The organism is Bacillus sp. CFBP9009 (genome assembly GCF_036541465.1).
GTDB lineage: Bacteria > Bacillota > Bacilli > Bacillales > DSM-1321 > Peribacillus.
On record NZ_JAZHFU010000023.1, the window covers coordinates 38,743 to 49,992 of the forward strand.

Consider the following 11,250-nt stretch of genomic DNA (forward strand, 5'->3'; position numbering starts at 1 on the left):
TTACTATATTCCAAGTAAAAAGTCTAAGTTTTGTTAATCACCCTACTTCCACTAAACTACTTCTTTATTTAACTGACGCACAGCTTGTGTCACTCTACAATAAGTCTTAATGAACTAACGGGGCAGTTTAGTTTAATAAGTTCAAATGATAAGATAAAGAAATAATGGCGAATATAGGGGAGATTCAAAATGGATAACTGGAGAAATAATACGATTTGGTTTGAACAAATACCAGATAATCTTCAGTCTTACTTAAACTTAAAAGAAGATAAGTTTAATGAGATGCAGCTTAAAAACATTAAGTATTTAACTTTTTGGCATCATAAAAAGAATAAGCTGGGCAACTTTGTTGGTATTCCTGAAAATCTCCTCTATCTAGAATTAAACTGGTCTAATATACAAGATTTCCTTGGGATAGAAAAAATGAATAAATTAAAGCGTTTAGAATTACATTATTGTACTAAATTACAAGATGATTTTGGTTTGTCTGGCTTAGGCAATACGCTAGAACATTTACATATTAATCAATCAAAGAAATTTGTACCAAATGAAGAATTATTCTCTCTGAAAAATCTTCGGGTTCTGTGCCTTAATTCTTGCGGTAATCTTGATAATTTGAAATTTTTAAATCAATTTCCTAACCTAATTGACTTTAGATTTGTTGATACTATTGTGCTAGATGGTGACTTATCACCAATTTTAGACCATCCAACAATCCGAAGTGTAGGCTTTCTGAATAAGAGACATTACAATATTAAAGATGATAAGATGGATGCTTTGTTAAATGATAAAAATGGTGGAGAAGAATTTAAAACTGTTATCAAGTATGGAAAATATGAGACTTTTAGATATATTTATTAACTCAATTGTTAAAGAACTAACGGGTGCGTTAGCTGAAGATCGGAGCTGTCTTTAAGGCAGCTTTTTCTTATGGAACTAACGGGGCAGGATAGTTCCATAAGGAATACTGTTAAGTGACATTAAAGTCGTTTAAAAACGTCAGTCCTGTTATTCCATTAAAGGGCCGGATTGTGGAGGATTGGAAAATTTTGATTCTACAAATAATTGGGGGATTGGAAGAAGGAAAGCTATGTATAATTAGTGATGTAAGTTTATGCTTTTTATGTAATAATTATTTTGTAGAAATGTAAAGTTATAATACATACATAGTGAAGGTGGGGATCATAATGGCAACGGGAACGCATACTGTAGTAGTTCCAGTAGATGTACAAGCAGTTTGGGATTATGTCAGTGATCTCGAAAAATGGGCAACGACAGTACCAGCCTATAAAGAACATGAAATCATAAATGACAAGCAATCTATTTGGACATTTGAAGGTAGTGTGAAAGGTATTAAAAAAACAATACAAGCGCAGGTAGATATTACCGAATGGAATGAACCTTCAAATATTAAGTTTGAACTAAAAGGTTTATCAGATAATTTTACAGGAAGCGGTTACTTTACTGCAGAAGATGTTAATGGTAAAACAATAATGACTTGTACGGTGGAAATCCATGCAGGCGGATTATCTGGTGCGGTGTTAACACCAATTATTAAATGGGCTGTTCCAAAAGTAGCATCTCGTTTAACAGAATCTATCGCACGTAAAATTGCAGTATTCTCATAGTTTTCAAAGGTTGAAAGCCAATTCATTTTGGAGATACCTTCTCTGAAGTATAGATGGTAACATTCTGAAGTGACCAATATAATGATATCGAGCTCTACTAGAAATTTTATAATTAGCGGAAAGGGGGCTGTCCAAAAAGGATGGCCTCTTTTTTTCAATATTCCAGAATCGCTTTTCTTAATGAACTAACGGGTGCGTTAGTTGAACAAGAATTACACATTAAAGACCAAAAACACTTGGGTACTCAAGTGTTTTTTATGCTAATTATATTGTTATTTAATCTGCTACTTAACTTGCCAATTCGTATGTTATTTACTTTGTTATTTGGCTTTTTCTCCACGTTATCTGAACTACTTACTAAAAAGCTAGGGTTCTGCCCAACAATTCCACGTTCCTATGAAGTTATGAATAAATTATGCATTAATGATTAAAAAGTAATAACAGATGGAAGTTATTTGGCATAAAATCCCTATCCCCCATCTTAAAATTATTTCAGAGTTGAATACAAAATATCAAAATTGAAATTTAATTGTAAAATTTACCTCTATCAAAGTGTAATTAACTGAATATTTATATTATTTTTTATATTGGCACAACAATTGCATATAAGAATATATCTACCATTTTAAGGAGGCTCAAATATGCAAGAAAATCTGAATAAAAAAAATGGAGGTTCTGCGTCAGAACATTATGATAGTGATGCTGCACAACTGGCATCGCTTGGATATGAATCTGAATTTCGCCGCGACATGAGTCCGTGGGCAAACTTTTCGCTAGGGTTCACTTATCTTTCACCTGTAGTAGGTGTGTACTCACTATTTGCATACGCACTTGCGCAAGGTGGCCCACCTATGATTTGGAGTTTTTTCATCGTTGGACTCGGACAATTACTAGTCGCACTTGTCTTCAGTGAGATTGTTGCGCAATACCCTGTTGCAGGAGGAGTTTATCCTTGGGCACGAAGACTATGGGGGCGCAAGTGGGCGTGGATGACTGGCTGGGTTTACTTAATGGCCTTGCTTGTGACGATTGCCAGTGTCGCGTACGGAGCTGGACCTTATCTAGCACAAGTTTTGGGTTTTGAAGTATCGGTGGACTCTGCGATTCTTTGTGCAGTAGTCCTTCTTGCACTATCGACTATCATCAATTTTCTTGGCACAAAGGTTCTCGCGGCTGCAGCAGTTATTGGTTTTGCTGCTGAACTTATCGGTGCGCTTGTAGTTGGATTTTGGTTGCTTATCACACAAAGGGTGCACGGTCTTGATGTGCTCTTTGATTCTTTTGGTGCTCAAGGTAGTCATAGCTACATGTATGCATTTGCAGCAGCTGGATTAATTGGAATTTTTCAATATTATGGGTTCGAAGCCTGTGGTGATGTTGCTGAAGAAGTACCGAATCCAGGTGTTCTTATCCCAAAGGCAATGCGTCGGACCATTTACATTGGCGGTGCTGCAGCAACTTTTGTTTGCCTTGCTTTAGTACTATCAGTTGCTGATATCCCAGCAGTTATCGCTGGTAAGGACGTAACGCCTGTTGATACCTTACTAAACGATGCATTTGGTGCTGTTGGCGCGAAGATTGTACTGGGTATTGTGTTGATTTCTTTCCTTTCATGTGTAATGAGTTTACAAGCGGCAGCAAGCAGACTTGCCTATTCGTATGGCCGTGATGACATGATTGTAGGAAGCCGATTGTTAAAGAAATTTTCGGCTGCTCGTCACATTCCACCTTATGCGCTGCTTCTTGCCGCAATTGTCCCTGCCCTCATTGTGCTTGGATCAAAAGTGTCTACAGATGCGCTCACAAAGGTAATCAGTTTTGCGGCATTTGGCATTTATCTTGGATTCCAAATGGTTGTCTTTGCTGCACTTCGAGCTAGACTAAAAGGATGGAAGCCAAGTGGTAAGTATCAATTGGGCAAGTGGGGACTGCCCGTCAATATTGGTGCGCTTGTCTACGGAATCATCGCAATGATCAACATGTGTTGGCCAAGAACGCCAGATGCACCTTGGTATGATAACTATATCGTGCTCGTTTCAGGAGTCATAGTTGTAGGTATTGGTTTACTGTATATGATGATTCATCGTAGCTACGGACATAGCAATGTGCCGTATAATGTTGCGATACCGAAAAAATATATCTCTCATAAAAACAAGCGCAATGACATGTCAATGTAGGTTTGTTGCTAACTCATATTAGCCACTCTAAAGGGTTTTCCTTCTTCACTTTTTTTATTCGTAAAAATCTCTTAAACTTTGATTACCAGAAATTATATTTTCACTCGTTTTTTTTTTCACGCATCCCGTAAACTAGACTGGACACTCACATATTAAAACAGAAGGGTTCGAGATCTTTTAAAGATTCTCGAACCCTTCTGCTTATGTTCAATTATTCTATCAACGCAGACTTACATTTTACTAATTTTTTATTCATCCCCATCCGTCCTTCCATTGGCGAAAGTTAATGGACGTAATCGGTTTTTCTTTTCCAGTCATTTCACTATACATATAATCGATTCCTTTGATCATTGCGTAGAAGGTTACAACAGGGATTATCAATGCAGTCGTAAAAGGTATCATTCCTTATCCCTCCATTTATCCAATTCTTCATCATTCACGTTAATGGCATAACTTCTGCCTTCCTTCTTCAAATACCCTTCATTTACTAATTCCACCATCATGGCATGAACCTTATTATTCCCTAAACCTATCAATCTTGCTAACTCATTTACTCGGAGCTCACCAGTGTTTGCGATCCAGCGTTTCAGCTGGTCAATTGGTTCTTCTTCTTTGACCTCTTGAATTTCACCCTCCACAACAACCCCGTCAAACAGATGAATAAGGTTATCAAAGATATCCTCCTCCTCTTCCTTATTCAGTGTTAATACTGGGGCTTGGAATCGTTTAAACTCATTCTTACTGCCCTCAATCTTAGCGATACGGTCACAAAGTAACGGGTGCGTTAATTGAATAAGGAAAAGCAAAGACCACAAAAATTGTGGTCTTTTTTTTGCTCAAAAATCAACAATTTACTTTAACAGAGCCAAAATTTAAAATTGAAAATTTTACAATTACATTCTTTGAGTTGTTGTGGTAAATGAGGTCATTTTGAGGTCAGCATAAATAAAAAGGGATAGATTTCTATCCCTTTTGTTTCTACTTGTTTTAATGATCAACATCTTATTAAATACTATATAAAACCCCCTATAAAATAACATTTATATGGAATTACATATAACCGAAGCAGCCTTTTTTAAATTGTTCTAACTGGCAGGTTAGTGAAAGAGGAATTCGCTTTCAAAATTAGAATTTAAATTAATAACTAATGGGATAGGAAGGAGATTCTTATGATAATAAAGGGTTTTGGAGGAATCTTTTGGAGGACTAAAAATCTAGAGGATATAAAAAAATGGTACAGTAAAGTCCTAAAAATTGAAATTGAAAATTGGAATGGTACCATTATTACACCACAATCAGGCAATGAAACTATCTTTTCCTTCTTTTCTGAAAATGACCGCTATTTTCCAACAGAACAACAAGTGATGTTAAACTTTCAAGTTGAAAATTTGGATGACAGTATCAAACATATAGAAAAAATGGGTGTTCCCCTTGTTATGGAAAAGACGATTAATGAATTTGGAAAGTTTATTTGGATTGAAGATCCAGAGGGAAGACGTATAGAGCTTTGGGAGAAGTAATAGGATAATAATAAATTTTGTTGTTGAACTACCATGAAAATAAGATTCTTTAATAATGAAAAATGACAATACTTAAGAAGACCCTGCTCAATCGTTTAAAAAAAGAGGAGAGCGTTAATTAGTCTATGGATTAGGGTTGACTGGATTAAGGTCAGTATCAGTATGGACACTTCCCAACCATTTTCATTCTTTGTGGTGGATCGCCGATTTTTGCGATTCATGGATGGCTAACGGGTGCTTTACTTCTATAAGAGAGTTACTTTGGCAGCTCATTTTCTTATGGAACTAAAGGGGCAGCATTCCTGTTAGGAGGATGTTCGAAGTCTTGAAAGAAAAAGAGCCCTCTTGTATGATGCATGAGTGTCAACGACCATTGACTCAGCATCAAACAAGGAGGACTTCTCTATGCAGTTTAAATGGAATGAAAAAATTAATCAAGTTACTGAAAATACACTCGTTGTTGGTATGGATATTGCCAAGCGTGTTCATTACGCTTGTTTTGTTGATGAACGAGGGCGCGTGATAGAAAAAGCCTTCGCAGTACATCAATCAAAAGAGGGCTTTGAACACCTGTATGAAAAGATTCGTCAAACGATGAAGGAAGCTAAGAAAACAGAAGTAATTGTTGGAATTGAGCCAACAGGCCACTACTGGATGAACTTAGCTAATTTCTTAGATCATTACGGCATACCACTAGTCATGGTGAATCCAATGCATGTCAAACGATCGAAGGAACTGGACGATAATTTACCGACAAAGAACGATAAAAAAGATGCATTAGTCATCGCTCGTTTATTGAAAGATGGGCGTTTTAGCTATCCACGTTTATTAAAAGAAGTAGAAGCAGAACTTCGTATCGGATCTACTCTTCGTTCAAAGTTAACGGAAGATTTAGCGAGTATTAAAAACCGAATCATTCGTTGGCTTGATCGTTATTTTCCCGAGTTTACTCAAGTCTTTCCGGCTTTCGGAAAGATGGCTCTAGCTACATTGGAAATGACTCCGTTGCCACAGGATATCGATGGAAAAAGTGCTGAGGAGCTTGTCTTTCTTTACCGTAAGGTAAAGGGAATGAGAGCCCCACAGCTACCAAAAGCAAAGCTACTCATTGAAGCAGCGACGAACTCAATTGGACTGACAGAAGGGACACAGATGGCCCGACATGAAATTGCCACGCTCCTGCGTCAGTATCGTTTACTAGAAAACGAAATTGAATCTGTGAATAGTCAATTATCCGAAATGGCCCAAACAACTATGGAATATGAGCTGCTGGCTTCAGTTCCTGGATTAGGAGATGCAACCATTGTTGATTTGCTTTCAGAAGTCGGGAGCTTTTCACTTTATGAAAATCCACGCCAATTGATTAAACTAGCGGGATTAACATTACGTGAAAACTCATCTGGTCAACATAAGGGACAAAAACATATCTCCAAACGAGGAAGAAAGCGACTTAGATATATTCTTTTCAAAGTAATAGTACCACTCATTCGTCACAACGAGGGGTTTAAACAGCTTCATGAATATTACACAACACGCCAACAAAATCCCTTACGCGGAAAGCAATCGATGGTGGTACTCTGTGGTAAATTGTTGAAAGTATTGCATGGTATTTGTAAAAAGAAAGTCCATTTTAATGAGCGGAATATGATGAAGGATCTCTACTGCCTCTCAGAGGCAGCGTAAGCATTTCTAACTATCGATTTATAACAAGAAGGATGACACGGAGAAGCCAGCAACATTACTAAACTAAGACCAAGAGTCCCCGGGGCAGCTTAGCAGGCCTCTGCCTTATGAATAGACCGAACGAAGGAATGTAAGCGCAAATGACGCTAAGAGACATGGGAGGGTACGTCATCATAAGTTTCGCAGAGATCTATTGTGCACCACATAGTGGAGAAAATAGCTAATGATTTCCATTAGTTTTAGCGAAGCGTACGCTCAATTTAGTAATAAAAACCATAATTTCAATACTCTGTTTAAAAGTAGAATGAAAAAATAATTACCCTAATACACCGAGTGGTGCAAACCGTTGATACATCAATGTTTATAGAGGGAGGTTAGTTCATTAAGGAACATAAAAATGTTCAATCTTTTTTATAAAAGAATAATCCAATTAAATAGTATAAGGGCATGTTTTGATTAATCTTTTTCAAAACATGCCCTTTCTATTTATTCATTTATCAAGGTTGCTTGTATTAAAAAAATACCCCTCGTGTCGTTTTGAAATAAAGTTGCGACGTTTTAAAAAAATAAAGAAAAGACACCCTAAGGTGCTTTTTTTCCTCTCTAGAAGCCTCAACTCGAAAATAACGAACCGACAACCAAAGACAACGTTTGCTTGTAAACGGCATGTGCGGACTGAACATCACCAAAATGTCCGCACATGTAAAGGTGGATAACACCGTGGAGCGACGCCCAGAAGATACGGACGACGGTTTCCGTGTCATACGGACCGGTAATCAGTCCCTGCTCTTGTGCATTACCAATTACTGTCAATAATTGCCGCATAGCTGTTACGGTGCCGTGTATGCTCTCCTGGTCTGGTTTGAAATCCGCGAAGGCTCCTCCGAACATCAGCTTGTAATAACCGGAGTAACGCTGTCCGAATTGCCAGAAGGTTTCGCCTAAATTAAACAGCTGCTGCATCGGATCGTCAGAGCGCGGCGTTCCCTCGAATTCGTTGGCGAGAAGCTTGCAGCCGTCGAGATAAAGCTGCTGAGCCAGTCCATCTTTATTGACAAACAGGTTGTATATGATTTTGGTAGAGCAATTCATCTTCTGCGCAACTTTACGCACCGTCACAGCTTCAGGACCCTCATCGTACAAAATCGTTGCCGCAGCATCGACGACGAGCTTTCGAAGATTTTCAATATTTTTCAAGCGAGCCTCCTGATACGTTTCCAACTTTTTCGTATTTGCAGCGAAGGAATTATTTTGGTCTGTCATCGCTATCACCCTCAATTAATACATTTTTGATAAGAAACAATGTTTCCAGCTCTTAACAGGAATTTTAATATAATTGTAGGACCGTTGTCAATGTTGCGAGGGATGCCAAAAACCACCGATTCAAGAAACGATGTTGACTTTCTTAAAAAGCTTAGTTACAATGATTTCAATTAGAAACGGTGTTACCGGAACGCATCACAATTCTTGACTCTTATGAGAGTCAGGAATTATTTTTAAGAACAAAGTAACACTGTTTCCTAATTATAAAAAAGTAGATAGGAGAGTTGCACAATGAACATAAAAGGAAATTGGGCGCTTGTCACGGGAGCTTCATCCGGCATCGGAGAGCAATTCGCCCGACAATTGGCCAAAGAGGGTGGCGACCTTGTACTCGTAGCCAGATCGAAAAACAAGCTGGAGAACCTGGCATCGGAGCTTAGAAAGAAGCACGGCGTCAAGGTCGAGGTGATTCCTACCGATCTTGGCAAAGAGGGCGCGCCAGGCGAGTTATATCGGCAATGTCAACTTCTGAATTTAGAGATCGAACTGCTGGTCAACAACGCAGGCTTTGCCACGCACGGTTTGTTTGAACAAGTGTCAGGCGTGCGCCAGCATGAGGAAGTCATGCTCAATGTTGCCGCTGTTGTAGATATGACGCACTTGTTCTTGCCGGATATGTTGTGTAGAAACTCCGGGGCCGTTATCAATGTCGCATCGACCGCCGGATTTCAGCCCCTTCCCTATATGGCCGTATACGGAGCAACGAAAGCCTTCGTCTTGTCGTTTACCCAAGCCTTGTGGTGGGAAAACCGCAACAGTGGAGTCCAATTTTTCACGCTTTGTCCCGGAGCGACGGACACCGGCTTCTTCAACGTCGTAGGCGCGGAAGAAGCCGCCGTCGGTAAGAAAGACACACCGGAGCGAGTCGTGGAAGTTGCGCTTCGGGCATTGAAGGACGGGAAGCTGTATGTCGTTCCGGGTACACAGAATTATATAGGTACGCAGATCGGTCGATTCATGACGAGGAAACAGGGACTTCGTCTCGTTGGCGGCATGCTTCGTCCACGCGACGGCTCCGCCAACAATAAGAAGTCGGCCGGTCCGTCCGATCTTGCAGGATGGATGATCCAGGAGGCGCACTGATGGCTAATTCGGCAAATATTTCTGCTAATGCTGCTGTCCATCAACCCATCCGGGACCGAACACACGCTGGTGAAGCACAGGCTTGTTTCAGAGATCAGCCCGGCCGGGAAAGTCATGGAAAGCTGGAACATTCAATTCGAGAAGGCAGAATAAACTTTAGATACACTGAAATTGATTAAAATATTTTATAAAAATCAAACTGGATATTCTGGACAGGAATCTATTTTGATCAATCTTTTTTCAAAATAGATTCTTTTTATTTATCGTAAAATGTGGGTTTGCGAGATATTTTTGATTAAACTTTATTTAAAAGCTACACCTCGAAAGAGGGTGGAGTTTGATTGAATTACTAGTAGGATAAAGAGGTGGAAGTACATGGAGTAACCAATTGTACTAACGGGGCAGGTTAGTCGAATTATATGTTATGATGGAAAAAAATAGATTTTTTAGGGGGATTAAAATGGTTACATGCTATTTGAAATATGTTATTGACCCATATAAATTAAATGAGTTCGAGGAATATGGTAAGATGTGGATTCGATTAGTTAATAAATTAGGCGGTACACATCAGGGTTATTTCCTTCCACATGAGGGTGCTAATAATATTGCTTTTGCATTATTCACTTTCCCAAGTTTAGCAGCATATGAAGAGTACCGAGTAAAAATGGCATTGGATGCAGAATGTCAAGAAGCATATAAATTTGCAGAAGAGACTAAATGTATTTTAAGTTATGAGAGAAGCTTTATGCGTCCTATATTCGAATGAACATACATTAAAGTAAAAAAAAATCTATACATACCTTGTTAAGCTAACAGGTGCTTTACTTCAATAAGGGAGGTTGCTGCGGCAACCTTTTTTTTACGGAACTAACGGGGCAGGATAGCATTCCTGTAGTTCGTTATTTTTTAGCTTTGAAAAAAATAGGGCTCCTCAGTAAGATATGAGTAAGACACCACTCTAACTCAAAACTTTAGGAGGAACCCTAATATGAAGTTTAAAATGCAAGATAAACAAAATCAACTAATAGAAAGAATTTCCGATAAACACCTTGTTGTTGGAGTGGATATTGCCCAACAATTACATGTGGCTAGAGCAGTGAATTTCCGTGGAATTGTAGTTGGAGATCCACTTGCATTTGAAAATAATGAAGATGGATTTGCTAGTTTATTAAAATGGATGGATAAGCTTCAAAGATTAAATAAACTGGATGCAACCATCGTGGGAATGGAACCTACAGGCCATTACTGGATTAATCTTTCAAAATGGCTATTTAAACAAGGAATTGAGGTAGTAACAGTAAACCCTCACTTAGTAAAAAGGAATAAAGAAAACCGTGATAATACTCAGTCCAAAAGTGATAAGAAAGATGCCCTGGTCATCGCTGATATGGTGAAGAACGGTTACTACGCCTTTGTCAGGAACACTTCAGAATCATTTGAAATACTTAGGGTCCTTATGTCTAACCGTGATGTGGTAGTTAAACGACTCGTTAGCACTATTAATCAATTAAACCGTTGGGTGGATATTGTCTTTCCCGAACTCAGGCAAGTATTTAAAGACATTACTGGTAAAGGGGCTATTGCCACACTTCGTTTATTTCCATCTCCAATGGAACTGCGTTCCCTGAAACCTCATGATGTAGTTTCAGGATGAAATCAATAATGAAGAGGCAGCCTGGATTAAAGAAAGCTCAATTACTTCTTCAGTTAGCTAGGAAATCTGTCGGCACAAGACAAGCACTTGAAGCGTATAAATTTCATTTGGAACAATTATTAGAGGAGTATAACCTCGCAGTCTTACAACTCGAAAGAGTGGAACAAGAGGTTAAGGATGTA

The 11,250-nt window shown here is 38.7% G+C and carries 11 protein-coding genes and 1 pseudogene; 9 read left to right on the forward strand and 3 right to left on the reverse strand.

Translation table 11 applies throughout. The annotated features are described in order from the left end of the window. The first annotated feature begins 189 nt into the window (after nt 1-189). From V3595_RS26320 to V3595_RS26330, 3 genes are all read left to right on the forward strand, one after another. Nucleotides 190-861 carry a hypothetical protein gene (locus tag V3595_RS26320; RefSeq protein ID WP_485910716.1) on the forward strand — a complete coding sequence of 224 codons (672 nt, stop codon included), beginning with the start codon at nt 190-192 and terminating at the stop codon, nt 859-861. 326 nt (nt 862-1,187) lie between these two features. Then, entirely contained in the window at nt 1,188-1,628 is a 441-nt protein-coding gene (locus V3595_RS26325) for an SRPBCC family protein (protein WP_485910718.1), read from the forward strand. Between the two features lie 749 nt (nt 1,629-2,377). Next, the gene (locus tag V3595_RS26330) at nt 2,378-3,805 is read left to right on the forward strand and encodes an APC family permease (RefSeq protein WP_278090119.1); all 1,428 of its coding nucleotides are present in this window, start codon (nt 2,378-2,380) and stop codon (nt 3,803-3,805) included. 252 nt (nt 3,806-4,057) lie between these two features. Here V3595_RS26330 and V3595_RS26335 read toward each other — a convergent pair whose 3' ends face one another. Continuing rightward, nucleotides 4,058-4,207 (reverse strand): hypothetical protein, encoded by a 150-nt coding sequence (locus tag V3595_RS26335; RefSeq protein WP_214795833.1) that lies wholly within the window; start codon nt 4,205-4,207, stop codon nt 4,058-4,060. Continuing rightward, nucleotides 4,204-4,611 (reverse strand): helix-turn-helix domain-containing protein, encoded by a 408-nt coding sequence (locus V3595_RS26340; protein WP_485910720.1) that lies wholly within the window; start codon nt 4,609-4,611, stop codon nt 4,204-4,206. The genes V3595_RS26335 and V3595_RS26340 overlap by 4 nt, the downstream gene beginning before the upstream one ends. 366 nt (nt 4,612-4,977) lie before the next feature. Between V3595_RS26340 and V3595_RS26345 the strand changes: the two genes are divergently transcribed. Continuing rightward, nucleotides 4,978-5,325 carry a VOC family protein gene (locus V3595_RS26345; protein ID WP_485910735.1) on the forward strand — a complete coding sequence of 116 codons (348 nt, stop codon included), beginning with the start codon at nt 4,978-4,980 and terminating at the stop codon, nt 5,323-5,325. A gap of 405 nt (nt 5,326-5,730) precedes the next feature. Then, the gene (locus V3595_RS26350; RefSeq protein ID WP_485910722.1) at nt 5,731-7,008 is read left to right on the forward strand and encodes an IS110 family RNA-guided transposase; all 1,278 of its coding nucleotides are present in this window, start codon (nt 5,731-5,733) and stop codon (nt 7,006-7,008) included. A gap of 612 nt (nt 7,009-7,620) precedes the next feature. Here the strand turns inward: V3595_RS26350 and V3595_RS26355 are convergent. After that, entirely contained in the window at nt 7,621-8,271 is a 651-nt protein-coding gene (locus V3595_RS26355; protein ID WP_485910724.1) for a TetR/AcrR family transcriptional regulator, read from the reverse strand. Nucleotides 8,272-8,562: 291 nt separating this feature from the next. Between V3595_RS26355 and V3595_RS26360 the strand changes: the two genes are divergently transcribed. The 4 genes and pseudogenes from V3595_RS26360 to V3595_RS26375 all read left to right on the forward strand — a co-directional run. Beyond that, nucleotides 8,563-9,414: an SDR family NAD(P)-dependent oxidoreductase gene (locus V3595_RS26360; RefSeq protein ID WP_305275134.1), complete on the forward strand. Its 852-nt coding sequence runs from the start codon at nt 8,563-8,565 to the stop codon at nt 9,412-9,414. Continuing rightward, nucleotides 9,414-9,593 (forward strand): hypothetical protein, encoded by a 180-nt coding sequence (locus tag V3595_RS26365; RefSeq protein ID WP_485910727.1) that lies wholly within the window; start codon nt 9,414-9,416, stop codon nt 9,591-9,593. The genes V3595_RS26360 and V3595_RS26365 overlap by 1 nt, the downstream gene beginning before the upstream one ends. Nucleotides 9,594-9,841: 248 nt before the next feature. Further along, nucleotides 9,842-10,180 carry an NIPSNAP family protein gene (locus V3595_RS26370; RefSeq protein ID WP_485910729.1) on the forward strand — a complete coding sequence of 113 codons (339 nt, stop codon included), beginning with the start codon at nt 9,842-9,844 and terminating at the stop codon, nt 10,178-10,180. Between the two features lie 222 nt (nt 10,181-10,402). Next, nucleotides 10,403-11,250 (forward strand): annotated as a pseudogene (locus V3595_RS26375) (IS110 family transposase); the annotation flags it as partial.